This window comes from Bradyrhizobium sp. dw_411 (assembly GCF_018449695.1).
Classification (GTDB): Bacteria; Pseudomonadota; Alphaproteobacteria; order Rhizobiales; family Xanthobacteraceae; genus Bradyrhizobium.
Window position 1 is genome coordinate 76,474 of record NZ_JAAVUY010000021.1, and the last position, 24,770, is coordinate 101,243.

Consider the following 24,770-nt stretch of genomic DNA (forward strand, 5'->3'; position numbering starts at 1 on the left):
CAGCGTAATATCAGTCGCAACGGCCTGAGGATTCAAATGACCGGCAAGACAGGCAGGACCAGCCTGACCATCGTACTCGCGGCAGGCGAGGGCACGCGCATGCGCTCTTCATTGCCGAAGGTCCTGCATCCCGTGGCCAACCAATCGCTGTTGGCCCATGTGCTCAGCGCCGCCCCCAAGGGGCCCGGCGCTGCGCTGGCCGTGGTGATCGGTCCCAACCACCAATCCGTCGCCGACGAGGTCGCCCGCGTGCGCCCGGACGCTAAAACCTTTATTCAGCGCGAGCGTCTCGGCACTGCGCATGCGGTACTGGCGGCGCGCGACGCGATCGCCCCCGGCGCCGACGATCTGCTCGTTGCATTCGGCGATACGCCGCTGATTTCGGCCGAGACGTTCGAGCACCTGCGCGCGCCCCTGAAGAAAGGCGCGGCACTCGCGGTATTGGGTTTTCGCGCCGCCGACCCGACCGGCTACGGCCGGCTGCTCGTCGAGGGCGACCAATTGGTGGCGATCCGCGAGCAGGCCGATGCCAGCGCTGAGGAGCGCGCGATCAAACTATGCAATGCCGGCGTGATGGCGTTCGATGGCCACAAGGCGCTGTCGATCATCGACAAGATCGGCAATGCCAACAGCAAGGGCGAATATTATCTGACTGACGCCGTCTCGATCGTTCGAGACCTGGGACTGGAGGCCGTCGTGATCGAGACCAGCGAAGATGAAGTGCGCGGCATCAACACCAAGGCGCAGCTCGCCGAGGCGGAACAAGTCATGCAGGCGCGCTTGCGCAAGGCCGCGCTCGAGGCCGGCGTGACGCTGATTGCGCCCGAGACGGTCTATCTCGCCGCCGATACGGTCTTCGGCAAGGACGTGACGATCGAGCCTTTTGTGGTGATCGGAGCGGGCGTGTCGATCGCCGACGGCGCGGTGATCCATTCCTTCTCGCATATCGTGCAGGCCTCGATCGGCAAGAAGGCCTCCATCGGTCCTTATGCGCGGTTGCGGCCGGGAACGTCGCTGGGCGACGGCGTGCGGATCGGCAATTTCGTCGAGATCAAAGCGGCGGTTATCGAGGCCGGCGCCAAGGTCAATCATCTCTCTTATGTTGGCGATGCCCATGTCGGCGAGGGCGCCAATCTCGGCGCCGGCACCATCACCTGCAACTATGACGGCTTCTCCAAGCACAAGACCGAGATCGGTGAGGGCGCGTTCATCGGCACCAATTCATCGCTGGTCGCGCCGGTGAAAATCGGCAAGCGCGCCTATATCGGATCGGGCTCGGTGATCACCAAAAACGTGCCCGACGATGCGATGGCCGTGGAGCGCAGCCAGCAGACCACACGTGAAGGCGGAGCGAAGCGCTATCGCGAGATCAAGATGCGCAGCAAGACGCCGAAGGCTTGATGCCGATTAATACAACGCGCAGTCGGATGTTCAATGCCGGCTCAAATAAACTGAAGATCAAAAATTATTTCTGCAACGCTTGATAGCGTTTTGTCTCTTATTGGCCACAGGCCTCGTAATTTGGTCACGCAAAAAACTTTACCCCCAAAAGAGGACAGCGACTCCAGGTTCCAAATTTGCGACCGTCTTCGAATTGCACGTTGCACAATTGTTGGCGTGACAAATTTGCTTAGGCGGTATTGTGAAAATAATTGCGGGTTCGGCCGTTCGCAGCATCATTTCGTTGCGCGCCATTCGATTGTCATTGCTGGCCGGGACGGCCTTGGCCAGCGCCTCACTACCGCTGCCGCTTCCATTTGTCGGCGCCGCCGTGGTGTTGTCCACGCTCGCCATTTCCGACATCGGCAGTTCGCCAGCCCGCGCGGATGGCGGTCGAGGCGGTGATTCGATTCTTCATTTTAACTACGGCCCCCGGTCCGGCGGTGCAGGCGGTACCTACGCCAGTCCCAATGGAGGCTATGGCGCCAATTCATATGGTGGCGGTGGTGGTGGTGGTGGCGCGGCCGGCGGCGGACTAGGAGGCGGTGGCGGCACGTCTTACAATTCTGCCCCCGGCGCGGGCGGGACGGCCTTAAATCCAAATGGAGGCACGAGTTCGGACGGCGGCAACTATCGTTCCGGTGGTGGCGGTGGCTTTGGAGGCTACCATGGCGCCACCGCTGCGACGCTCAACAATACCTCGTTGACCGGTCAAGCCGGCGGTAACGGCGGTAACGGCGGTAATTCTACCAACGGCAGATTTGGCGGCGGCGGCGGCGGCGGTGGTGCTGGCGGCTATGGCGCGGTTGTCACCGGCAACGGAGCAAGCAGCAATGGGCTCGGCTTCTCGGTGATAGGCGGCGCCGGTGGCTATGGCGGCAATGGCGGCAGCCGCGGCGGCAACGGCGGCAATGGCGGCGACGGCGGCATGGGCGTGCAGTTCAGGGGCGCCGCGGGAACCACCTTCACCAATGGCGGCACGGTCGGCGGCGGTATCGGCGGCGCAGGCGGCGGCGCAGGCTACTCGGGAATGGGCGGCAACGGCGGGGCCGGCGGCATGGGCGTGCAGTTCAACGCCGCGGCGACCTTTACCAACAACAACGCCGTTACCGGCGGCAATGGCGGCAACGGCGGTCTCGACAGCGGCGCCGGCGCTCCTGGCGGCGTCGGCGGCGTGGGCGGTGCCGGTGTGTCGATGCTGGGCGGCGGCACGCTGAACAATTTCGGCACGATTATCGCCGGCAATGGCGGCACGGCTCCCGCCGCAACCAATGGTAACAATGCGGGCAATGGCGGCGTAGGCGTCGCCGGTTCGAGCCTCGCGATCACCAACAGCGGCACTATTCAAGGCGGCAATGGCGGCCTGTTCACCAATGCCGCTAATCCCGGGATTGCCGGGATCGGAGGCGTTGCGATCTCCGGCAGCGACCTGACCATCGTCAACAGCGGAACGATCAAGGGCGGGGTTTCCGGTGACGTGGCTCCGGTGCAAGCCAGCGCCATCAACTTCACCGGCGGCACTAACGTGCTGGAGATGAGGGCCGGCTCGGCCATCACCGGAAATGTGATCGCCTTCAGCGCCGCCGATACGTTCAGGCTTGGCGGGACCGGCAATGCCAGTTTCGATGCGTCCTTGATCGGCACTCAATACCAGGGTTTTGGCGCGTTCGAGAAAACCGGCAGCAGCAACTGGACGCTGACGGGCACGGCCACGCAGGTCAACGCCTGGTCGGTCAATGCCGGCACGCTGAGCGTCAACGGCAATCTCTCGGTCAGCACCATCACCGTGAACGCCGGCGCCACGCTTGGCGGCAACGGGACCGTCGGCAATACCACGATCAACGGCGGTACGCTGGCGCCGGGCAATTCGATCGGTACGCTCACCGTGCAGGGCAATCTGCTGCTCACGGCGGCGTCCCGTTATATCGTGGAGGTATCGCCTTCAGGCTCCGACCGCACAAATGTGTTTGGTACGGCAACGCTGGGCGGCGCGACGGTCACTGCACTGTTCGGCGTCGGCAGCTACGTGTCGAAGCAGTATACGATCGTCAATGCGACCGACGGCGTCGTTGGCAGGTTCAGCTCGCTGGTGAACACCAACGCTCCGGCGAATTTCACCTCGGCGCTCAGCTACGACGCCAAAAATGCCTATCTCAACCTGACCCTGAATTTCGGGATCCCGTCGGGGATCGTTGGCAATCAGCAGGCTGTCGGCAATGCGTTGACGAACTTCTTCAACACCACCGGCGGCATACCGATGGTGTTCGCCGCATTGACGCCAGCCGGATTGTCGCAAGCCGCGGGCGAGACGGCGACCGGTTCCCAGCAGAGCACCTTCAGCGCGATGAACATGTTCATGGGCTCGATGCTCGATCCCTTTAATCGCGGCGGCCCGGCACCGGCATCGGGCGGCGGCGTTAACGGCTACGCGCCGGAAGGCGACGCCAGCGCCTATGCTTCCGATGGCCGCAAACGCAGCGGCGCGGAGCGGGACGCCTACGCGATGTTCGCCAAGGGGCCGGTCGCTCCCTTCGAGCAGCGCTGGAGTGTGTGGGCGTCGGGTTTCGGCGGATCGCAGACCACCGACGGCAATGCAACGACCGGGGCCAGTACGTCGACCAGCAGCATCTACGGCACGGCGGTTGGCGCCGACTACCGCATTTCGCCGTTTACGGTTGCGGGTTTCGCGCTGGCCGGCGGCGGCACCAATTTCAACGTTGCCAATGGCGGTTCCGGGCATTCCGACCTGTTCCAGGCCGGCGCATTTGTTCGCCATGAGATTGGACAGGCCTATATCTCAGCCGCGCTGGCTTATGGCTGGCAGGATGTCACCACCAATCGCATCGTGACCGTGGCCGGGTTGGATCAGCTTCGGGCGCAGTTCAACGCCAATGCGTTCTCCGGGCGCCTTGAAGGCGGTTATCGTTTTGTCGCGCCGTGGGTCGCCGGCATCGGCATCACGCCCTATGCCGCCGGGCAATTCACGACGATCGATCTGCCCGCTTATGCAGAGCAGGCCGTCATAGGCACCAACAATTTCGCACTGGCTTACGGCGCCAAAAGCGTCACCGATCCACGCAGCGAACTCGGCATCCGCACCGACAAGTCCTTTGCAGTCGCGGATGGCGTCCTGACATTGCGCGGCCGTTTCGCCTGGGCGCATGATTACACCGCCGACCGCTCGGTCGGTGCGACATTCCAGGCGCTACCGGGCGCGAGCTTCGTCGTGAACGGTGCGGCGCAGGCCTCCGACACCGCGCTCGTCACAGCCGCGCTGGAAAAGAAATGGCTCACCGGCTGGTCGGCCGCGGCCACCTTCGAGGGCGAATTCTCGGATGTCACACGCTCCTATGCCGGCAAGGGCGTGGTGCGGTATGCATGGTAAACCGTTCCGCCCCATGGTTCGGCCTTGCCCGGCGTGTTAAGCTTTCCGCTTAACGCTGTCTCAATCGGCAATAATTATTGAGTATATGAGCGTCGGCAATTCTCGTTAAGAGATGCTGGCGATTCTCGCCGATTTTCAGGATATCTGCGCATGTGCGGCATTGTGGGCATTCTCGGACGCGCTCCGGTCGCGGATCAGATCGTGGATTCGCTCAAGCGGCTGGAATATCGCGGTTACGATTCCGCCGGGGTCGCCACGTTGGAAGGCGATCAAATTGTGCGCCGCCGCGCCGAGGGCAAGCTGCGCAATCTTGAATCGCGACTGAAAGCCGAACCGCTCGGCGGGCTCGCCGGTATCGGACATACCCGCTGGGCCACCCACGGTAAGCCGACCGAGAACAATGCGCACCCGCATGCGACCGAGCATGTCGCGGTGGTTCACAACGGCATCATCGAAAATTTCCGCGAGCTGCGGCAAATGCTGGAAGCGCAGGGTGCCAAATTCACCAGCGAGACCGACACCGAAACCGTGGCGCATCTGGTCACGTCCTATCTGCTCAAAGGGATGTCGCCGCAGGAAGCGGTGAAGGCGTCGCTCCCCCAGTTGCGCGGCGCGTTTGCGTTGGCGTTCCTGTTCAAGGGCCATGGCGACCTGATGATCGGCGCCCGCAAGGGTTCGCCGCTGGCGATCGGTCATGGCGACGGCGAGATGTATCTCGGCTCGGACGCGATCGCGCTGGCGCCCTTTACCGACACGATCAGCTATCTCGAGGATGGCGACTGGGTGGTTCTGACCCGCGAAGTCGGCGTGATCTATGACGAGCAGGGCTCGGTGGTAAATCGCGACGTGCTGAAATCCGGCGCGTCTTCGTTTTTGGTCGACAAGGCCAATTACCGCCACTTCATGGCCAAGGAAATTCACGAGCAGCCGGAGGTCGTCGGTCACACGCTGGCGCGTTATGTCGACATGGCGACCGAACGCGTCGCGTTGCCGCTCAAGCTGCCGTTCGACTTCAAGGATATTCAGCGGATTTCGATCACGGCCTGCGGTACCGCAAGTTATGCTGGCTCCATCGCCAAATACTGGATCGAACGGTTGGGCCGTGTGCCGGTGGAACTCGATGTCGCCTCGGAATTCCGTTATCGTGAGGCGCCGTTGCGCAAGGGCGATCTGGCGATCGTCATTTCGCAATCCGGCGAAACCGCCGATACGCTGGCCGCGCTGCGCTATGCGAAGTCGCAAGGCTTGCACACGCTTTCCGTTGTCAACGTGCCGACCTCGACCATCGCGCGCGAAAGCGAAACGGTGATGCCGACGCTGGCGGGCCCGGAAATCGGTGTCGCCTCGACCAAGGCTTTTACCTGCCAGTTGATGGTGCTGGCGGCGATTGCGATTGCGGCGGGCAAGGCGAGGGGTGAATTGTCCGAGGCCGACGAGACCAAGCTCGTGCACGGCCTCGTGGAAATTCCGCGGCTGATGGCGGCAGCCCTTACCATTGAACCGCAGATCGAAAAGCTCGCGCGCGATATCGCAAAATCCCAGGACGTGCTCTATCTCGGCCGCGGCACCAGCTATCCGCTGGCGCTGGAAGGCGCGCTGAAGTTGAAGGAAATTTCCTACATCCACGCCGAAGGCTATGCCGCCGGCGAACTCAAGCACGGGCCGATCGCGCTGATCGACGAGAACATGCCGGTCGTGGTGATCGCGCCGTTCGACCGGGTGTTCGAGAAAACCGTCTCCAACATGCAGGAAGTCGCCGCCCGCGGCGGTAAAATCATTCTCATGACCGATGCCAAGGGCGCCGCGGAAGCCACCATCCAGTCGCTGGTGACGATCGTGCTGCCCGACATGGCTGCGACCTTTACGCCGATGGTCTATGCCATCCCCGTGCAACTATTGGCCTATCATACCGCCGTGATTATGGGCACCGACGTCGACCAGCCGCGAAATCTCGCAAAATCGGTGACGGTGGAATAACCGATCCATAACCGCTGCCCAACCGTTCCCTTGGCATCAGCCGGGTAGGGCCTTCAAAAGTCTGCTAGGATGGCTTAGCTGGTATGATGTACCGGCCGCTCCCGCCGACCTGGAACCCTGATGAACCGCGACGATCTGCCCCCGACCGAACTGCCGCCGGACGTACCGCGCGGTTTCATGGCCCGATTCCGGAATTATTTCCTCACCGGCCTGATCGTGGCCGGTCCGATTGCCATCACCTTTTACCTGACCTGGTGGTTCGTGACCTGGGTCGATGGCCTGGTGCGGCCGTTTGTGCCCATCGCCTACCGGCCGGAAACCTATCTGCCGTTCGGCTTGCCCGGCTCGGGGCTCATCGTCGCCGTGATCGCGCTGACGCTATTGGGCTTCCTGACCGCCAATCTGATCGGACGCACGCTGGTCGATCTCGGCGAAAAGCTGCTGGGGCGGATGCCGGTGGTGCGCGCGATCTATCGCGGCCTCAAGCAGGTATTCGAGACGCTGTTCTCGGGTTCGGGCTCGAGCTTTCGCCGCGTCGGGCTGGTCGAATTTCCCTCGCCAGGCATGTGGTCGATCGTGCTGATCTCGCAATCGCCGAGCGTGGAGATCGCCAACAATCTTCCCGGCCAGGAAGAGCACATTTCGGTGTTCCTGCCATGCGCGCCGAACCCGACCACGGGTTTCTTTTTCTATGTGCCCAAGAGCAAGATCATCGAAATCGAAATGAGCGCCGAAGACGCCGCGACCCTGATCATGTCCGCCGGCGTGGTGCAGCCCGGCTCCGACCCGCAGAAAAAAGTCGCCGCGCTGGCCGGAATGGCCAACGCCGCGCGGGTGGCGAACGCATCCCCGCTGCAGCCGGCACCGGCGAAGGTGGATTGAGGGGCGTGGATATGCCCAGTCCTCCTCGTCATTGCGAGGAGCGAAGAGCGACGAAGCAATCCATCTCACGGCGGAAAGAAAGAATGGATTGCTTCGTCGCTTCGCTTCTCGCAATGACGTTGAGAGAGTTTCATCCCGCGCCAATCAGCGGGATCGCCTCATCCCGCTCATACAGATACAGCAGACAGCGCAGCGCTTCGCCGCGCTCGCCTTTCAGCTTCGGATTGTCCTTCAGGATGCGCAGCGCTTCGTCGCGGGCCTGGGTGATGAGCTGGGCATGTACTTCCGAGCGCGCGATGCGGTAGCCGGGCAGGCCGCTTTGCCGCACGCCGAGCACGTCGCCTTCGCCGCGCAGTTTCAGGTCTTCCTCGGCGATCCGAAAGCCGTCGGTGGTTTCGCGGATCACCTTCAGCCGCGCGGTCGACATCTCGTTGAGCGGTTCTTTATAAAGCAACAGACAGGTCGACGCTTCGGAGCCGCGGCCGATCCGTCCGCGCAATTGATGCAATTGTGCCAGTCCAAAGCGCTCGGCGTTCTCGATCACCATGATGGTGGCGGCGGGCACGTCGACGCCGACTTCGACCACGGTTGTTGCGACCAAGAGGCCGATTTCGCCACTCGCGAACTGGCCCATCACGCGGTCCTTTTCGGTGCCTTTCATCTGGCCGTGCACAAGGCCGACGCGGTCGCCGAAGCGTTGTTGCAGGCTCTCGAAGCGCTGCGTCGCATTGGTGAGATGTTCGATACCCTCGGCTTCGGATTCCTCCACCAGCGGGCAGATCCAGTACACGCGCTTGCCGGCCTGCAGCGCGCGGCCGACGGCTTCGGTCACCTCGTTGAGACGGCTGTTCGGCACCGTACGGGTGTCGATCGGCTGGCGGCCGGCGGGTTTTTCGCGCAATTCCGAGACGTCCATGTCGCCAAAATACGTCAGCACCAGCGTGCGCGGGATCGGCGTCGCGCTCAGCACCAGTACATCAACGGCGTCGCCCTTGGCCGTCAAGGCCAGACGCTCGCGCACGCCGAAGCGATGTTGCTCATCGACGACGGCCAGCGCCAGCGCCCTGAACACGACGTCATCCTGGATCAGCGCATGGGTGCCGATCAGGAAATCGATCTCGCCGGCTTCAAGCCGCGCCAGCAGTTCGCGCCGCTCCTTGCCCTTTTCTCGACCGGTCAGGATCGCGACCCGCAGGCCCGCGCGCTCGGCCAGGGGCGTGATGGTCTTGATATGCTGGCGCGCGAGGATTTCGGTGGGCGCCATCAACGCGGCCTGCTTGCCGACTTCGGTGACGGCGGCAGCGGCCAACAGCGCCACCACGGTCTTGCCGGATCCGACATCGCCCTGCAGCAGCCGCAACATGCGGATCGGCTGGCGCAGATCGTCGGAGATCGCGGCGGCGGCCTGCTGCTGCGAAATTGTTAGCGCGTAGGGCAGCGCGTCGATGATCTTGTTGCGCAGGTGGCCGTCACCGGCATGGCGATCGCCCGCCGGACGGCGCAATTGCGCCCGCACCAGCGCCAGCGCCAATTGACCGGCCAACAGTTCGTCGAAAGCGAGCCGCGACCAGAAGGGCTCGCCGGGCAGGATATCCGTCAGCTCGACCGGCACGTGGACGCGATTCAGCGCCTCTTTAACGTCGGGAAATTTGCAACGGCGGATCACCTCGGGGCTGATCCATTCCGGCAAGTCCGGCAGCTTTTGCAGCGCCTGCGCCATCGCACGCCGCAGCGAGCCCAGCGCCAGCCCTTCGGTCAGGGGATAGACCGGATCGATGCCCGACAGTTTGGCAAAGCCGGCTTCATCGACGACGCGGTCGGGATGGGTGATCTGCAGGGTGCCGTCGTACATCTGCGCGGTGCCGGAGACGTAGCGCTTTTCGCCGACCGGCAGCAGTTTCTCGACAAAACCGGGCTGGGCGCGAAAATAGGTCAGCACCACGTCGCCGGTCTCGTCGCTGGCGTAGACCAGATGCGGCGCGCGATGATTGCGCGCGGGCGTCGGGCGATGCCGGTCGACCGTGACCTCCAGCGTCACAACGGTTCCCGGCACCACGTCGCGGATTTTCGGACGCGCGCGCCGGTCGATCACGCTGGCCGGCAGATGCAGCAAGAGATCGACCAGCCGCGGTGTCTCACTGCGGCCAAGCAGATAGCGGAACAATTTGTCCTGCTTCGGCCCGACGCCCCCAAGACTCGTGACCGGCGCAAACAAGGGATTGAGCAGAGCAGGGCGCATCACAACTTTCTCGTTGCATACAATCCGTCATGCGCGGACGTGATCCGCGCATCCATCTTCAAAAGACGATGGATTGCCGGGTCAAGCCCGGCAATGACGAGACAGTTGATAATTCACGGGACATTAGGGCTGACATTCGTCGATCCTGAGGCTATATCAACCCGCCCGGCACGTCCGGGCTTTTGGCGTTCGAAATTGGAATTGGAACATGACGGGATCGACACGATCGAGCGGCGGCCTCGATGACCGCCGCAAGCGGCTGCTATTTCGCTGCTGGCACCGTGGCACCCGCGAAATGGATCTTATTCTCGGCCGGTTTGCCGATGCCGAAATCGCCGATCTCACCAACGAGGAACTGGGTCTGCTGGAGCAGTTGATTGAGGTGCCTGAGCCTGATCTCTACGCCGCGCTGACCGGGAATGTGCCGTTGGCGCCGGAATATGCCAGCGCGCTGTTCGACCGGATCAAGGCGTTTCGTCCGACGGATTACGGCGCATGAAGGCTCCTGCTCAATCGCCCGCGCAACAGCTCGTCGCCGGCCGCGCGCTGACCTTTGCCAATGTCGCCGAGGGTGCCGAGGGCCTCGTGGTCTCGGATCTCGCACGCGCGGTCGCGGCACGGCCGAAACCGCCGGCGGTCAGTCTGGCCGTGGTATGCCGCGACGGTCCGCGCATGCAGCAACTGGCGCGGTCGCTGGAATTCTTCGCGCCCGACTTGCCGGTGCTGCTGTTTCCGGCCTGGGACTGCCAGCCCTATGACCGGGTATCGCCGCATGGCGGCATCCTGGCGCAACGTCTCACCACGCTGGCGCGGCTATCGCGGCTTGCCGGCAGCGACAAGCCGCTGATCGTGCTGACAACCATCAACGCGATCGTGCAGCGGGTGCCGGCGCGCGAGCTGGTCGCGGCGCAAGCCCTGTCGGTCGCGCCCGGCCATGTCGTGCCGATGGATTCGATCGTGTCGTGGCTGGAGCACAACGGCTACAACCGGTCGTCGACAGTGCGCGAGCCCGGCGAATATGCGGTGCGCGGCGGCATTCTCGATCTGTTTCCGGCTGGGCTCGACCAGCCGGTGCGGTTCGATTTTTTCGGGGACTCGCTGGAATCGATACGCACCTTCGACGCCGAAACCCAGCGCACGCTGCTCGACATGCGCGCGCTCGATCTGGTTCCGATCTCGGAATTTCAGCTGGTGACCGAGACCATCCGCCGGTTCCGGATGGGCTATGTCGCGGCGTTCGGTGCGCCCGAGCGCGACGATCCGCTCTATGAAGCCGTCAGCGAAGGCCGCCGTCATCCCGGCATGGAGCACTGGCTGCCGCTGTTCGCCGAGCGGATGGACACGCTGTTCGATTATCTCGGCGATGCGCCGGTTGCGATCGAGCCGCAGGGCGAAGATGCCGCGCGCGAACGCTTCACGCAGATAACGGATTATTACGAGGCCCGGCGCGAGGCGATGGAGCATCCCGGCGGCGGCGCGATCTACAAGCCGCTGCCGCCCGACCGGCTCTATCTGACCGAGGACGAGTGGACGAAGTGCCTCGATCGGGCCGCTTTGGCGCGGCTGACGCCGTTCGCGGTGCCCGAGGGCAGCGCCGGGGTGGTCGATGCCGGCGCGCGGGCCGGGCGCAACTTTACGCCGGAGCGCGCCGACAGCACCGTCAATGTGTTTGAAGCCGTCGTCGCCCATGTTCTGGCGCTGCAGGCCCAGCGCAAGAAAGTGGTGATCGCGCTGTGGAGCGAAGGCTCGCGCGATCGCATGGGTAGCATGTTGAAAGACCACAAGCTGCTCAACCTCACCAGCGTCAATTCCTGGCGCACAGTGCAGGCGACGCCACGCAACGAGGCGATGCTGGCCGTGGTCGGCATGGAATCCGGTTTCGAGACCGAGAATGTCGCCGTCATCAGCGAGCAGGATATCCTCGGCGACCGTCTGGTGCGGCCGCGCAAGGCGACCCGCAAGCTCGATAACTTCATCTCGGAGGTCACGAGTCTCGCCAGCGGCGATCTCGTGGTGCATGTCGAGCACGGCATCGGACGATTTGTCGGCCTGCAGACGCTTGAAGTAGGCGGCGCACCGCATGACTGTCTCGAGCTGCATTATGCCGCCGAGACCAAACTGTTTTTGCCGGTGGAGAATATCGAACTGCTGTCGCGCTACGGTTCCGACCACGCCAATGTGGAACTGGACCGGCTGGGCGGCGGCGGTTGGCAGGCGCGCAAGGCCAAACTCAAGAACCGCATTCGCGAGATCGCCGGCGAACTCATCAAAATCGCGGCCGAGCGGCATCTGCACGAAGCGCCGAAAATGCCGGTGCAGCCGCATGTCTATGACGAGTTCTGTGCGCGCTTCCCTTACGAGGAAACCGAGGACCAACTCGGCGCGATCAATGCGACCTTGAAAGACCTCGAAAGCGGACGGCCGATGGACCGGCTGATCTGCGGCGACGTCGGATTCGGCAAGACCGAAGTGGCGCTGCGCGCGGCATTTGCGGTGGCACTCGACGGCAAACAGGTCGCCGTCGTGGTGCCGACCACACTGTTGGCGCGTCAGCACAGCAAAAACTTCGCCGAGCGTTTCCGGGGTTTTCCAGTCAACGTTGCGCAGGCCTCGCGCCTGATCGCACCGAAGGAAATGACCCTGGTCAAGAAAGGGCTGGCGGAAGGCGCGGTCGACATTGTGGTAGGTACCCACGCCATTCTCGGCAAGTCGATCAAGTTCCGGGACCTCGGCCTTGTCATTGTCGACGAGGAGCAGCATTTCGGCGTCACCCACAAGGAACGTTTGAAAGCATTACGTTCCCAGGTGCATGTGCTGACGCTCAGCGCCACGCCGATCCCGCGCACGCTGCAACTGGCGCTGACGGGGGTGCGAGATCTTTCGATCATCGCGTCGCCACCGGTCGATCGGCTGGCCGTCCGCACCTTCGTGGCGCCGCACGATCCCTTGATGATTCGCGAGGCGCTGCTGCGCGAACGCTACCGTGGCGGCCAGGCCTTCTACGTGGTGCCGCGCATCGAAGACCTCGCCAGCGTCAAGGACTTCCTCGACAAGAACGTGCCGGAAATGAAGGTCGCCGTGGCCCACGGGCAAATGCCGCCGACGGTTATCGAAGACATCATGTCGGCGTTCTATGATGGCAAATACGATATTTTGCTGTCGACCACGATCATCGAGTCCGGTCTCGATATTCCCAACGCCAATACGCTGATCGTGCACCGCGCCGACATGTTCGGGCTGGCGCAGCTTTATCAGTTGCGCGGCCGGGTCGGGCGCTCGAAGCTGCGTGCTTATGCGCTGTTCACATTGCCGGCGCAGCAGAAGATCACCGGACAGGCGGAGCGCCGGCTCAAAGTGCTGCAATCGCTGGAAACGCTCGGCGCCGGCTTCCAGCTTGCCTCGCACGATCTCGATATTCGCGGCGCAGGGAATCTGCTCGGCGAGGAGCAATCCGGCCACATCAAGGAAGTCGGTTTCGAGCTGTATCAGTCGATGCTGGAAGAGGCGATCCTCAACCTCAAGGCCGGCGTGGTCGAACCCGTGGCGGACCGCTGGTCGCCGCAGATCACCGTCGGCATGCCCGTGCTCATTCCAGAAGACTATGTCGCGGATCTCTCGGTGCGGCTGTCGCTGTACCGGCGCCTCGCCGATCTCGATACTGATGACGAGATCGACAATTTTGCTGCTGAGCTGCGCGATCGCTTCGGCGTATTGCCCGATGAAGTGCGCTATCTCTTCAAGATCGCCGCGATCAAGGGTTATTGCCGCCGCGCCAATGTCGAGAAGGTCGATGCCGGCCCGAAGGGCGCTGTCATCACCTTCCGCGACAACAAGTTCGCGCAGCCGGACCGTCTGGTCTATTTCATCCGTCAGCACGGTCAGGCGGCCAAGGTGCGCCCGGACATGAAAGTGGTGTTCCTGCAGGAATGGGAGACGCCGGAAGAGCGTCTGATGGGCACGACCGAAATCCTGCGTCAGCTTGCTAATCTGGCGGAAAACAAGAAGGCGGCCTAATTCGTCATTGCGAGCGAAGCGAAGCAATCCATCAAGCAGCAAGTAAGGATGGATTGTTTCGTCGCTTTGCTCCTCGCAATGACGGAGATGAACGCAAGACAGCCGCCTGCATCACTGCCGACGGCTGTCTTTCAATTAATCAAACGCATCGATTACTTCGGATATTTGAACTCCGGCGCCGCCTTCAGCGCGTCCTTGGTGGTGTTCATCGATGCCAGCCACTTGTCGTTCTTGGTGTCGTAGCGAACGTTGACCGATGACGGCGAGACCGCGACATAGTGTTCGCCCATGCCGAGGAATCCGCCGACCGACAGGATTAGCGCGTCAACCTGATGATTTTTGATCGCGAGGTCGGTGATCTCGCCGATCGATTCATCCTTCTGATTGTAAACGTTCAGGCCTTTAAGCTTCGAGCTGAACATCTCGTCCTTCGACACCGTCGAGAACTTGGCATCGGCGGGCGCGGTGCCAACCGTCTTGGAGTCCTGTGCGAATGCCGGGCTCGCCAGCAAGGCGAGAGAAGCAGCAACCAGTACGATTTTCTTCATGAAGATTCCTCCAGTGCAGATTGTGGACCTACAACGAGAGGTGCGAACGAATGTTCCGAAATTTAATTTTGGAACGATCAGGACGCGGCGCGGCGGGCTTCTTCGTGAAGCCGCGCCAGCAGGGATTGCGCCGTGTCGGATGGCAACATGGTCGCGAGCGTGACGGACGGTTCCGACCGCGTGTCGCGCTTGCCATGTGTGGTGTGGCGCATCACGCTGGAAAGCCGCCGAGCGATCATATGGGCCGTGCGCAAATCGGTTTCAGCGAACGCCACGATAACAGAACCATCCGGCTGAACCGCGCCGAAATCCATTTGCCGCATCAGGCGGCTGATAATTCGCGCGCCATCGATCTGCGCGCGCGGATAGGCCGGGTCGAACACGAAGCGCGCCACCGACAAGCCGCCGCCGCGCTGCAATGTATGATAGACCGATGTCGCGAGGTCGCGGCTGAACGCCGTTGACGTCAGCAGGCCGGTTTGCGGATCGAGCAATCCACCGGCATCGATCGAACGTAATGTGCGGCTCAGATGCGCTTCCAACGCGTGCTGACGGATCAGCGGCAGCGCATTGGTAGCCACATGGACGGGCTCACCGCCGATGATTTCAAGGTTGGCCAGATCGTAGGCGGGTGCCAGTTCATTCGACGTCAGCACCACCGGCAGGTTACGAAAGCGCGAATCCTCGGCCAGCACTGTCAGGAAAGCATCGACCACGCGGGCACTAAAACCTTCGCCGAGCACGATACCATCGACGTCGCGCGTGTTGAGGTGCTTTGCCGCGGCTTCGATGCTGAGCGCACCAACGACGCCCATCCGCTCGCCGAGCGCGACGGACAGTGCCGGGTAGGCCGCGCCACGGCCGATCAATAAAACGGTCGCGTCACGCACGAGATCGATCTCGGCCAAAGGCGGCCGCGAGGCCGGTTCGTCATCAAGCCGGCGCATCACCGTGGCGTGCAATGTGCGGATCCGCAGCGCCGCGCGCAGACGCGCAGCCAGCCGATCGGGACGGCCTTTGGTTTGCGCGAATGGAATGACGTTTTCGGGCAGCGATGTCGCGGGATCGACCGCGATCAGCGGCAGATAAGGCTGCAGCGCCGCGACTTGTTTCGCCAGGGCAACAAAGCCGGATTGTACGGCTTCGGACATCTCGGTCAGCACCGCCGCTGGCTGCAACTGCGCGACCGCACGGGAAGCGTCGGCCCAATTGGTCTCGATGACCGGAAATATCTTCGCTTCGTCGAGCGATGCCGCGAATGACGGCCGGCCGGCGGTCGATACGGCGAGGATCGGGCCTTGCTGAGACATGTAAAACTCGGATCAACGCGGAGCCGTGATCCTAGTTTGGCGGTCTTAATGCCGCGTCAACGAAGTGGTTTGATTTCGATCAGGCCGGATTGGTCCGATCGCGAAACGCTTCCACCATCAGGGGGTTAAGCCCGAGTTCGCTGAGTGCTTCGCGGCCGCGCGCATTGTCCTGGGCACGGCCGGCGAGGCGATAACCGCTCAGTCGGTCGGGCAACGCAGTCAACAGCGCGCCCTGTCCAAGCCGTTTGGCCCATTGCTGCAGGTCCTGCGACAGGAATCGATAGCCGCCGACCGCCACAATGCCCGAGGGTGGCGCGGTAATGCAGATCGCGCCGGTCGACCGGTCGATCCGCGCGGCATAGTCCGTGTCGACATAATCGCGGGGAGGCGGCGCGATCAGGGAGTCGCTTGGCGGCGGAGGGGGAGCGTAAGCCGCCACTGTCACCATCGGTCCCTTCAGCGCCAGCGTTCCTCTCGGGGTCAGCATGGTTTCGCCCGCGATTGAGGTGCCCGGAATGTCGCGCGGCGCGCCGTGCGGTCCCGGCATGATCGGAGCGGCCGACCCATCCGCTGGACGGGCGGCGCCGAACAAGCCGGCTTCGCCGAACAGATAGATGTCGGTCAGTCCCACGGATTCCACGGTCCATTGTGCGCTCGATGCGACCTGTTCCGGCGTGCGCCAGAGCGCGATCACATTGCGCAGCGCCGGCATACGCGAGGGCAGGTCAATCTCGGTCAGCCGCAACGCCAGCGGCGCCGGCGCGACCAGCGTGTCACAGGAATCCTCATTGATCTGCTGTTCGAGCGCGTCGGCATCGAACGGCTGATGCAACGCCAGCGTTCCGCCTGACAACAGCCAGACCAGCAATGACGACGTCAGTCCCGCGAAGGACGACGGCGTAAACGCCGACATCAAGGTTGCGCCCTGGGGCACCCGGCTCTCCAGGAACACGGCGAGACCGCCAGCGATCAGATTGAGATGCGTGCGCGGGACCGCCCGGAATCCATCGGCGACGACGTCGAACGAGATCACCGCGGCGCGGCGGCCGTCCTGCGTGACCGCGCGCGACGTGGTCGACCCGTTGGATATGGCCAGGTCGAGCGAGGCCATGCCTTCCGGCAGATCGGTGCCGAAGCCGCAGACGTGACGGATCGAAAAGGCTTCCGCTGCGGCGTTCATCGCCAGATCGGCATGGTTGACGCCATCCACCTTGCTCATGGTCACGACCGCACGCGCGCCGGTGCGATTGAGCGCTACCGTCAATTCCGCCTGCCGCCAGAGCTGCGGGAGCAGGGCGACGATCAACCCGGCGCGATGCGCGGCGAGTACCGTCAGCATGAACTCGATCGTGTTCGGCAGCTGGATCGCGATCACGGAATTGACCGGCAACCCCGATTCGATGAAGTGCGCTGATAGCGCGGAGATGGCCCGATCGGCTTGCGCGAAGGTCAGGCGTTTGGGCGTCTGGCCGGTGACACGCTGCTTGTTGAGCGGATCGACCAATGCGAGCGCATCCGGCTGCCGCGCCAGAACCCGGCGAAACAGTCCATCAAGTGTTGGCGATACGTTGGTCTGGATCACGGCTTCACTTGGGGTCACCTGGAGGGACTTGCCTGTACCACCACGTCTCCGGCAGATAGCCGGTCAGCGCGGTAGCCTTTGGCCGTTCTATCCGATTCCAGCGTGCGATCCATTGCTCTCTGATGTTAAAAAGCGGGATAGCGTAGAAACCTGATATGAGCGTCCGGTCCAGCGCACGTACCGCCGAGACAAAGGCAGGATGCTCCCGCGCCGCCAGCATGGCCGCGATCATGGCGTCGATGGCGGGGTCTTTGGCGCCCATGTAGTTTCGCGTGCCCTGATTGTCGGCGGCCTCGCTGCCCCAGTAAAAGTATTGCTCATTGCCGGGCGAAAGCGATTGGTCCCAGCGGTTCTGGATCATGTCGAAATCGAAGCTCAGGCGGCGTTGATCGAATTGGACGGCATCGACCGCGCGCACCGAGGCTTCGATACCCGCGCGCTTGAGATCGCGGGTGAAGGCCAGCGCAATTCGTTCCTGATCGCGGGTGGTCACCAGGATTTCGAAGGTGAGGGGCTTTTTGGTCGCGCGCTGGCGCAATACCGTGCCGTCGAGGTCGTAACCGGCTTCGGACAGTAAATTCAGCGCGGTGCGCAGCGCTATGCGATCCCGGCCAGAGCCGTCGCTAATGGGAAGCCGGTAGCTGCCTTCAAGAACATCCGGCGGCATATGCGACGCGTAGGGTTTTAAAAGTTCGCGCTCGCGCTCATCAGGCGCGCGGCCATAGGCCGACAGTTCAGAGCCGGCAAAGAAGCTCGCCGAGCGGCCATAGAGCCCAAAGAAGTAATTGCGGTTGATCCATTCGAAATCGAACAGCAGCGTCAGCGCCTGGCGCACGCGAATGTCGGAAAACAGCGGACGCCTTGTGTTGAACACCAGGCCTTCAAACGGCTTGGGCATCCCGGTTTCGATGGTGTCGCGGATTACCTCGCCGTTGCGGGCGGCCGGAAAATCATAGCCGTCGTGCCAGCGCAGCGGCTCGGTCTCGACGCGGAAATCATAGAGACCGCGCTTGAAAGCCTCGAACTGGCCATTGGCTTCGCGATAGAAATCGAGTCTTATTTCGTCGAAATTCCACAAGCCCCGATTGATCGGCAGGTCGCGGCCCCAATAATCGGGATTGCGGGTCAGTGTGACGCTGGCGCCCGGCTTTACGGCGCCGACACGATAGGGGCCGGAACCGACCGGCGCCGTCATCGAAGTGTCTTCGAAGGTCGCGGGATCGACGGCGTGGCGGCCCAGGATCGGCATCAGGCCGAGAATCAGCGGCAGTTCGCGATCGGGGGCGCCCCCGAAATCGAACCGCACCGTGAGCGGATCGGGCGCTTCGGCCTTTGCGACCTTGGAATAATACTGGCGATAATTGGGGCGTCCCTTGTCGCGCAACAGAGCCCATGAAAACAGTACATCGTCCGATGTGACGGGTTGCCCGTCGGAGAAGCGCGCCAGGGGATTGAGGTGGAAGGTGACGTAACTTCTGGCGTTATCGGTCTCGACACTGGTCGCCAACAGGCCATAAAGCGTGAAGGCCTCGTCATTGCCCCGCGTCATCAGGCTTTCGACCACAAAGCCCCGGATTTGCTGCACCGCAAGACCCCTGACGATGAGGGGGTTTAGGCTGTCGAAGGTGCCGAGCAGGCCCTGGACCAGCCGGCCGCCTTTCGGGGCGCCGGGATTGGCGTAGGGCATGTGAGTAAAATCGGCCGGCAATGCCGGTGCACCATGCATAGCGATGGCGTAGCTGGGCTCCGCCCATACATTGTCGTTGCCGGCTGCAAAGGTGAGGCTGAAAGCGAGCAAGCCGCAGACAAAAGCGCTGATGCAGATGCGCTTCGGAACCCACGACATGACGTGCTTAGACTTGGCCCCAAACTTGGCACGCTGATGTGATTCGGAATGGTCCACTGATGGATTTTACCACAGCGCTGAGGATCCGGCTGTGACGTGTGCCAAACACACCTGTCGGCATTGATCTTTTCGTCCGCGCCTGTATGAAGGCGTGCAATTGACCAAGGCGGCAGGGCCTGTCACGCATCTGCCTCAATTGGCAAGGAGACAGCCGCCCAAACGGCTAGGTGTCGGTGCCCGCGGCGGTTTCGGGCGCTCCCGTTCAGAAAGGGTTTTCCGCAATGAATTTCCGTATCTTGGCCGCGCCGGTCTGGCCGCGTGGGCGGGTTCTCGCCCTGCTTGCGGCAACGACACTGAGTGCCGCGTTGATTGCTCCGGCTGCCCAGGCCCAGACCCCGGCGCCCGCACCCGGCGCGCCCGCACCCGCTGCTGCACCGAAGGCCAAGGCGGCCCCGAAGGCTGCACAGAAAGCCGCTCCGGCGCCCGCACCGTCCGCTCAGGCCGCGCCGCCAGCGGCTGGCGCGCCCGCCGCCGGCGGTCAGCCCGCCGAACAGGTTCAGTTGATCTACGCGCCCTGGACCAAATTCTGCCTCAAGGGCCAGGACGCCAATGCCAAGCAGGTTTGCTTTACCGGCAAGGACGGACGTATCGAGTCCGGCCAGCCGGTGATCGCGGCCGTCGTTATCGAGCCCGAAGGCGAGCCCAAGAAGATCCTGCGCGTTACGCTTCCGCTCGGCATGCAACTGGTTCACGGCACCCGCGTCATCATCGACAGCAACGCGCCGGCGCAAAGCCCCTATGTGATCTGCTTCCAGAACGGCTGCATGTCGGACTATGACGTGACCCCGGAAATGCTGGCCAACCTGAAGAAGGGCCAGAATCTGGTGGTGCAGGCGATCAACTCCAACGGCGCGCCGCTGACGCTGCCGCTGCCGCTGGCCGAATTCGCCAAGGCTTATGACGGCCCGCCGACCGACCCGAAGGTATTCGAGGAAACCCAGAAGAAGCTGCAGGAAGAGCTGCAAAAGCGTGCCGAAGAGGCCCGCAAGAAGCTTGAGGCCACTGCGCCGGCAGCCAATCCGGCTGCGAAGTAAGAGCCGAAACGATCACCGACGAAAAAGGCGCTCCGATCGAGCGCCTTTTTAATAAGCCGGTTTTGGGAAGGCCGGGTTCGGCAGGAAGCCTTGTTCTAGTTCAGCGACGGATTGCGCGGGCGATAGCCGCCCGACTTGTCCTTCACGAAAATCTCCGCGACCTGCGAATGCCGGATCGGTTCACCTGACTCGTCGGGCAACAGGTTCTGCTCGGAAACGTAGGCGACGTATTCCGACTCTGAGTTTTCGGCGAGCAAATGGTAGAACGGCTGATCCTTGTGCGGCCGGACCTCTTCGGGGATCGACAACCACCATTCCTCGGTGTTGTTGAACTCCGGATCGATATCGAAAATCACGCCCCGGAACGAAAATATCCGGTGACGGACGATCTGCCCGATCTGAAATTTGGCGGTCCGCGCTTTTATCATATCTCGTCGAATAGACCATGATTGTGGCCGATGCTAGAGGCAAACGGTCGAATTAACCTTTGCTGTGGCTGGTCCGTCCCATGCGCCGATCGGGGCCGTCTGCGATGAAAAGAGACGTTCCCCATGATCGCCGTTCTCAACCTCGCTCTCCCGTATTTCGGCCTGGTCTTTATTGGCTACGCCTGCGGCAAGGCCAAGGGCCTGCCGGAGCAGGGACTGGCCTGGATGAACTTCTTCCTGCTCTACGTCTCGCTGCCGGCGCTGATGTTCATGATCACGGCAAAGACGCCCTTTGAGGAACTCAACAACCCGCGGTTCCTGATTGCCACTACCCTCGGCACGATGAGCGCATTCACCCTCGCTTTGGTTGTGAGCCGTCTGATCGGGCGGCTTTCGTTTCGCGAGGCAACGCTGGCCGGTCTCTCCGGCGGCTATGGCAATATCGGCTATATGGGCCCCGGCCTGGCGCTGGCGGTACTCGGCTCCAAGGCCTCCGCGCCGACCGCATTGATCTTTTGCTGCGACAGCATCTTCCTGTTTTCGATCGTGCCGCTGCTGATCGCGCTGACCGACGGGGAAGGCCGGCACTGGCTGCATGTGATCGCTCTCGTGGTCCGTCAGATCGTGCTGAACCCGCTGATCATCTCGGCGTGCGCCGGGGCGCTTGCCGCCGCGCTGCATATTCATCCGCCGGTCGCGATCGATAATACGCTTTTGTTTTTGCAGAACGCCGCCGCGCCGACGGCGCTGTTTGTACTCGGCGTGACGGTCGCGTTGCGTCCATTGGGGCGGGTGCCCTGGGAAGTCCCCGCGGTGATCGCGGTCAAACTCCTGATCCAGCCGCTGGTCGTATTCGCCTTGATGTTGCTGCTCGGGCCTTTCCCGCAGCCATGGGCGGCGACCGCCGTCCTGATGGCGTCGTTGCCGCCGGCGCTGAACGTGTTTGTGATCGCCCGGCAGAATGACGCCTGGATCGAGCCCGCATCGGTTGCCGTGATGATCGGAACGTTTGCGTCCGTGATCACGCTGACAAGCGTGATGTGGATTATTCAGACGGGGCGACTGGTGTTTCCGTAGAAACCTGGCCAATTCGCGAAGAACGCCACGACGGCGCCAATCCCTCGCGCATGGCGAGGCGGCGCAGCGGCCCGAACGAGCCGATCAGATGCAGGCCGGCCGCACGCAATGACTGCATCGGCAGCAACGCGCTCAGCAGCGAACGATTGGCCATGTCGATGACGAAGGTGCGGCTGGCGACATCGGCGCGCCGGGCCGACGTGTAACGCTTCAGCACCTGAGGCGTGCCCGGGTCTTCACCGGTTGCCAGTGCGTTGCGCACGACTTCGGCGATATCCGCGGCATCGCGCAACCCCATATTGAGGCCCTGCGCGCCGATCGGCGGCAGCACATGCGCAGCCTCGCCAACCAGCGCGATGCGATTTTGCGCAAACTGTCTGGGTTGCTCGATCGCCAGCGGAAACAAATGCCGTCCGGCCTCGGCGCTGATACGGCCGAGAATGGAATGCGATTGTTTTTCCGCAACCTCCGACAATTCATCGTCGCTCAACGCGATCAGCCGTTCGGCTTCCCTGAGTTCCGCGACCCACACCACGCTGCAGCGATCGCCGGGCAGCGGCACAAATACGCAGGGACCTTGCGGCGTATGAAACTCCGTCGAGATATTCCGATGCGGCCGGGAATGGCTGATGTTGAAGGTCAGCGCGGATTGACGCAGTTCGCGGCGCTTGACGTCGATGCCGGCGGCTTCGCGGCACAGCGATTGGCGTCCGTCGGCGCCGATCACGAGGCGCGCCGACAGGGTTTTTCCCTGGCCGGTGGAGATCGTGACCCCATCGTCTTGCGGGCTGATCGTGGCCGCCTCGTCGTCGAACCGCGTCAGAGCGGGAATTTCCGCGGCGCGTTCCTCCAGCGCAGCAAGCAGCACCCGGTTCTCGATATTGTAACCGAACGCCTCCAGGCCGATTTCATCGCAGGAGAAGCGGACTTCGGGCGCCCGGATCAGGCGGCCGGTGTCATCGACCAGACGCATCACGCGCAGCTCAGCCGCTTTGTCCCGGGCGCGCGGCCAGACGTCGAGCGCTTGCAGCAAGTCGATGGAACCGCCCAGCAACGCCGTGGTGCGGTTGTCGGAATAGGGCAGGCGACGGGCGATCAAGGCCGTGGTCGCGCCGGTCTGCGCCACCGCGATCGCCGCCGCCAATCCCGCAGGTCCGCCGCCGATGACGACGACGTCAAAGCTATCGGAGCTAGGTGTCACACCGGATGTCACAATTGCATCATTCATGGCAGGGACAATTGACGTTCCCGGCGGCATTTTCAAGTCCGCTTCCAGGCCTGCTTTCACGTCTGCATCCAAGCCTGCGTAATTGTCTCTTACTTTCGTCGAATTGCGCGGCTGAACGCCGCAACCGCGGATGTACAAATCAAGGCGATTCCTGTTAGCACTGATCGCGAGATGGACCAGGTGAGCCAGCAAGATTCCTCGTTGACATCAGCATCGCCGTGGACGCGCGGGGCTGCGTTTTCCGTGCATGTCTTTACGGCTTTGGGCGCCGGGATCGCGCTGATCGCGTTGCTCGAGGCGGTGCGCGAGCATTGGACCGCGATGTTCTGGTGGCTCGCCGTAGCACTCGTGATCGACGGGATCGATGGCCCGATCGCGCGGCGGCTGGATGTGGTGCGCCTGCAGCCGAATTGGTCCGGCGAGGTGCTCGATCTCGTGGTCGATTTCGTCACCTATGTGTTTGTGCCGGCCTATGCCATCACCGCCAGCGGTCTGTTGTTGCCGCTGGCCGCGCCGCTGTTGGGCGCCGGTATTGCCGTATCGGGCGCGCTCTATTTCGCGGACCGCCGCATGAAGGCCGCGGACAATCATTTTCGCGGCTTTCCCGGTCTGTGGAATATCGCGGCATTTTATCTGTTCCTGCTGCATTTGCCGCCGGCGCTGTCGAGCCTTGGCATCGCGGTTCTGATCGCGCTGACATTTGCGCCGTTCCACGTCATTCATCCGGTCCGTGTGGTACGGCTGCGCTGGCTGACATTATTGCTGATCGGCATCGGGGGTGTACTCGCGGTTGTCGCGCTGGCCAACGATTTCCACGTCAATATTGCCGTGACCGTGGGGCTCTGCCTGATCGCAGTCTATATCGTGGGAAGCGATGCGGCGATCCGGCTCTTGAGATCGCTCAACACATGATGGAATTACTGACAAGCCCGGAAGCATGGGCAGCGCTGTTGACGCTGACGGCACTCGAAATCGTGCTCGGCATCGACAACATCATTTTCCTGTCGGTTCTCGTCTCCGGCATCCCGCCAGCGCAGGCGAAGCGGGCGCGCCAAATCGGGCTCGCGCTGGCGCTGGCATTCCGGATTCTCCTGCTCAGCCTCCTGGTGTGGCTGATCGGCATGACGCAGGCTGTCTTCACCGTCAAAGACCTCGCGTTTTCATGGCGCGATATCATCCTGATCGGTGGCGGATTGTTCCTGATCGCCAAGGCGACCCACGAAATTCACAACGAGGTGGACGCGCGTGGCGAAGCGCATGGAAGCACGTCGAAACCCGGTGCCTTCTTCTGGGTAATCGTCCAGATCATCGTCATCGATATGGTGTTCTCGCTGGATTCCATCATCACCGCGATCGGCATGGTGCAGGAACTTCCCATCATGATCGCGGCCGTCATCATCGCCTGTGTGATCATGTATGTGGCCTCGGGTCCGGTCGCGCGGTTCGTGACGGAACACCCGACCACCAAGATGCTGGCGCTGGCGTTTCTGGTATTGATCGGCGTGGCGCTGGTCGCCGACGGATTCAAGTTTCACATTCCGCGCGGCTACATCTACTTCGCGATTGCGTTTTCGGCCGCGGTCGAACTGTTCAACGTGCTCGCCAGCCGCAATCGCAAAAAGACCGTTAACTAATTGATCGTTGCAGCCGGCGCCGGCCGTTGAGTTGACAATGTCGGCCCGATGGCTTTCGCTCCGCCGCAAGAGTGCGCGAAGGGAGA

At 62.7% G+C, this 24,770-nt stretch carries 17 protein-coding genes; 10 read left to right on the forward strand and 7 right to left on the reverse strand.

Annotated features, from left to right (window positions below; all coding sequences use genetic code 11):
* Positions 1-36: 36 nt before the first annotated feature.
* From glmU to HB676_RS28765, 4 genes are all read left to right on the forward strand, one after another.
* Entirely contained in the window at positions 37-1,401 is a 1,365-nt protein-coding gene (gene glmU, locus HB676_RS28750; protein WP_213741866.1) for a bifunctional UDP-N-acetylglucosamine diphosphorylase/glucosamine-1-phosphate N-acetyltransferase GlmU, read from the forward strand.
* A 241-nt stretch (positions 1,402-1,642) separates the two neighbouring features.
* Positions 1,643-4,825, forward strand: a complete 3,183-nt coding sequence (locus HB676_RS34145) for an autotransporter domain-containing protein (protein WP_346347442.1) — start codon at positions 1,643-1,645, stop codon at positions 4,823-4,825.
* A gap of 150 nt (positions 4,826-4,975) precedes the next feature.
* Complete coding sequence (gene glmS, locus HB676_RS28760) at positions 4,976-6,802, forward strand: glutamine--fructose-6-phosphate transaminase (isomerizing) (protein WP_213741867.1); 1,827 nt, start codon at positions 4,976-4,978, stop codon at positions 6,800-6,802.
* A gap of 177 nt (positions 6,803-6,979) precedes the next feature.
* The gene (locus tag HB676_RS28765) at positions 6,980-7,684 is read left to right on the forward strand and encodes a DUF502 domain-containing protein (RefSeq protein WP_249780522.1); all 705 of its coding nucleotides are present in this window, start codon (positions 6,980-6,982) and stop codon (positions 7,682-7,684) included.
* Positions 7,685-7,814: 130 nt separating this feature from the next.
* Here the strand turns inward: HB676_RS28765 and recG are convergent, their stop codons facing one another.
* Positions 7,815-9,923: an ATP-dependent DNA helicase RecG gene (recG, locus tag HB676_RS28770; protein WP_213741869.1), complete on the reverse strand. Its 2,109-nt coding sequence runs from the start codon at positions 9,921-9,923 to the stop codon at positions 7,815-7,817.
* A gap of 208 nt (positions 9,924-10,131) precedes the next feature.
* Between recG and HB676_RS28775 the strand changes: the two genes are divergently transcribed.
* Positions 10,132-10,422 (forward strand): succinate dehydrogenase assembly factor 2, encoded by a 291-nt coding sequence (locus HB676_RS28775; protein ID WP_213741870.1) that lies wholly within the window; start codon positions 10,132-10,134, stop codon positions 10,420-10,422.
* Complete coding sequence (gene mfd, locus HB676_RS28780; RefSeq protein ID WP_213741871.1) at positions 10,419-13,937, forward strand: transcription-repair coupling factor; 3,519 nt, start codon at positions 10,419-10,421, stop codon at positions 13,935-13,937. Before HB676_RS28775 ends, mfd begins: the two co-directional genes overlap by 4 nt.
* Positions 13,938-14,089: 152 nt before the next feature.
* Here the strand turns inward: mfd and HB676_RS28785 are convergent, their stop codons facing one another.
* From HB676_RS28785 to HB676_RS28800, 4 genes are all read right to left on the reverse strand, one after another.
* Complete coding sequence (locus HB676_RS28785) at positions 14,090-14,485, reverse strand: PRC-barrel domain-containing protein (protein ID WP_213741872.1); 396 nt, start codon at positions 14,483-14,485, stop codon at positions 14,090-14,092.
* Between the two features lie 77 nt (positions 14,486-14,562).
* Positions 14,563-15,795, reverse strand: a complete 1,233-nt coding sequence (locus HB676_RS28790; protein ID WP_213741873.1) for a GGDEF domain-containing protein — start codon at positions 15,793-15,795, stop codon at positions 14,563-14,565.
* 79 nt (positions 15,796-15,874) lie between these two features.
* Complete coding sequence (locus tag HB676_RS28795) at positions 15,875-17,377, reverse strand: AMP-binding protein (RefSeq protein WP_213741913.1); 1,503 nt, start codon at positions 17,375-17,377, stop codon at positions 15,875-15,877.
* A 4-nt stretch (positions 17,378-17,381) separates the two neighbouring features.
* Positions 17,382-19,223, reverse strand: a complete 1,842-nt coding sequence (locus tag HB676_RS28800) for an extracellular solute-binding protein (RefSeq protein WP_213741874.1) — start codon at positions 19,221-19,223, stop codon at positions 17,382-17,384.
* Positions 19,224-19,504: 281 nt separating this feature from the next.
* Between HB676_RS28800 and HB676_RS28805 the strand changes: the two genes are divergently transcribed.
* Positions 19,505-20,317, forward strand: a complete 813-nt coding sequence (locus tag HB676_RS28805) for an invasion associated locus B family protein (RefSeq protein ID WP_213741875.1) — start codon at positions 19,505-19,507, stop codon at positions 20,315-20,317.
* Between the two features lie 95 nt (positions 20,318-20,412).
* Here the strand turns inward: HB676_RS28805 and hspQ are convergent, their stop codons facing one another.
* Positions 20,413-20,745 (reverse strand): heat shock protein HspQ, encoded by a 333-nt coding sequence (gene hspQ, locus HB676_RS28810; RefSeq protein WP_213741876.1) that lies wholly within the window; start codon positions 20,743-20,745, stop codon positions 20,413-20,415.
* A gap of 123 nt (positions 20,746-20,868) precedes the next feature.
* Here hspQ and HB676_RS28815 point away from each other — a divergent pair, with 123 nt between their 5' ends.
* Positions 20,869-21,822, forward strand: a complete 954-nt coding sequence (locus tag HB676_RS28815; protein WP_213741877.1) for an AEC family transporter — start codon at positions 20,869-20,871, stop codon at positions 21,820-21,822.
* Here HB676_RS28815 and HB676_RS28820 read toward each other — a convergent pair.
* The gene (locus HB676_RS28820; protein WP_213741878.1) at positions 21,791-23,023 is read right to left on the reverse strand and encodes a UbiH/UbiF family hydroxylase; all 1,233 of its coding nucleotides are present in this window, start codon (positions 23,021-23,023) and stop codon (positions 21,791-21,793) included. The two genes, HB676_RS28815 and HB676_RS28820, sit on opposite strands and share 32 nt — an antisense overlap.
* A 198-nt stretch (positions 23,024-23,221) precedes the next feature.
* Here HB676_RS28820 and pcsA point away from each other — a divergent pair, with 198 nt between their 5' ends.
* Both pcsA and HB676_RS28830 read left to right on the forward strand, forming a co-directional pair.
* Positions 23,222-23,962, forward strand: a complete 741-nt coding sequence (gene pcsA, locus HB676_RS28825) for a phosphatidylcholine synthase (RefSeq protein ID WP_213741879.1) — start codon at positions 23,222-23,224, stop codon at positions 23,960-23,962.
* Entirely contained in the window at positions 23,959-24,684 is a 726-nt protein-coding gene (locus HB676_RS28830; protein WP_213741880.1) for a TerC family protein, read from the forward strand. The genes pcsA and HB676_RS28830 overlap by 4 nt, the downstream gene beginning before the upstream one ends.
* The last annotated feature ends 86 nt before the right edge of the window (positions 24,685-24,770 follow it).

Coding starts and splice junctions, on each gene's coding strand:
- glmU (WP_213741866.1), top strand. CDS start 37: ATGACCGGCAAGACAGGCAGGACCAGCCTGACCATCGTACTCGCGGCA.
- glmS (WP_213741867.1), top strand. CDS start 4,976: ATGTGCGGCATTGTGGGCATTCTCGGACGCGCTCCGGTCGCGGATCAG.
- HB676_RS28765 (WP_249780522.1), top strand. CDS start 6,980: ATGGCCCGATTCCGGAATTATTTCCTCACCGGCCTGATCGTGGCCGGT.
- recG (WP_213741869.1), bottom strand. CDS start 9,923: ATGCGCCCTGCTCTGCTCAATCCCTTGTTTGCGCCGGTCACGAGTCTT.
- HB676_RS28775 (WP_213741870.1), top strand. CDS start 10,132: ATGACGGGATCGACACGATCGAGCGGCGGCCTCGATGACCGCCGCAAG.
- mfd (WP_213741871.1), top strand. CDS start 10,419: ATGAAGGCTCCTGCTCAATCGCCCGCGCAACAGCTCGTCGCCGGCCGC.
- HB676_RS28785 (WP_213741872.1), bottom strand. CDS start 14,485: ATGAAGAAAATCGTACTGGTTGCTGCTTCTCTCGCCTTGCTGGCGAGC.
- HB676_RS28790 (WP_213741873.1), bottom strand. CDS start 15,795: ATGTCTCAGCAAGGCCCGATCCTCGCCGTATCGACCGCCGGCCGGCCG.
- HB676_RS28800 (WP_213741874.1), bottom strand. CDS start 19,223: ATGTCGTGGGTTCCGAAGCGCATCTGCATCAGCGCTTTTGTCTGCGGC.
- HB676_RS28805 (WP_213741875.1), top strand. CDS start 19,505: ATGAATTTCCGTATCTTGGCCGCGCCGGTCTGGCCGCGTGGGCGGGTT.
- hspQ (WP_213741876.1), bottom strand. CDS start 20,745: ATGATAAAAGCGCGGACCGCCAAATTTCAGATCGGGCAGATCGTCCGT.
- HB676_RS28815 (WP_213741877.1), top strand. CDS start 20,869: ATGATCGCCGTTCTCAACCTCGCTCTCCCGTATTTCGGCCTGGTCTTT.
- pcsA (WP_213741879.1), top strand. CDS start 23,222: ATGGACCAGGTGAGCCAGCAAGATTCCTCGTTGACATCAGCATCGCCG.
- HB676_RS28830 (WP_213741880.1), top strand. CDS start 23,959: ATGATGGAATTACTGACAAGCCCGGAAGCATGGGCAGCGCTGTTGACG.